Source organism: Tersicoccus solisilvae (assembly GCF_014643255.1).
In the GTDB taxonomy this organism is placed as follows: Bacteria; Actinomycetota; Actinomycetes; order Actinomycetales; family Micrococcaceae; genus Tersicoccus; species Tersicoccus solisilvae.
The window spans coordinates 1-653 of sequence record NZ_BMJI01000063.1 but is presented as its reverse complement, the minus strand read 5'-3'; the positions used below and the strand labels follow the sequence as shown (position 1 = coordinate 653).

At 56.7% G+C, this 653-nt stretch carries 1 protein-coding gene; it reads right to left on the bottom strand.

All coding sequences use genetic code 11. From position 1 onward, the window contains the following. The coding region (locus IEX22_RS16240; protein WP_188669272.1) for an alkaline phosphatase family protein at positions 1–653 on the bottom strand (653 nt) is incomplete at both ends.

The window sequence follows — 653 nt, the reverse complement described above, 5'->3', positions numbered from 1 at the left end:
ACCTCGGTCCGAGTTAAAGAAGTCCAGCATATAGTTGCCACCGGCAGTGGAGGCTATCACCAAATCTACCCCATGCAGTGAAGGCGGATTGAGGTTGTTGGTTATCTTGGGACCTTCTCCTTCATCAGAGGAGATTTTGCTTATCTTGAGCTCGACCCCGCGCTGCTTGAGCGCATCTTGCAGCACCAGTTCAGGGTTAAGGGTGTGATACACAGGTGCCAAACCATGATCGCCGGCCATGCCCCACAGCGTCTGCGGATAGATACCCGCGTCCCGATACACCTTGTCCAGACGGCCGAGCCAGTAATCGAGGCGGTTAAGCTCACCGGTCGGCGCTATGATTTCGTCGCTGAACGGCCCCTTGAAATGAGCGAAGTGATCCGGCCAGGGGTTATAAATAAGCAGATAGTCCGGCATTGCCTGCTCACTCAGCAAGGCCAGCTCATTGAGCTGTTCATTGAGCTTACCCCGCAAGCTCATGCGGGAAAACAGCCGCCAGGCCCCCATCTTGTCGTAGGCCTCGAGTTGCTTGCGAACCGCCGCCACGCTATGTTGCAAGTCCCTCTCGGCTTCGGCGCGCAGCGACAACTCATTGAGACAGCGCTGCTCACCAAAATCACGGATCGCTTCCCCCAGCCCCAGATTGACCAGGG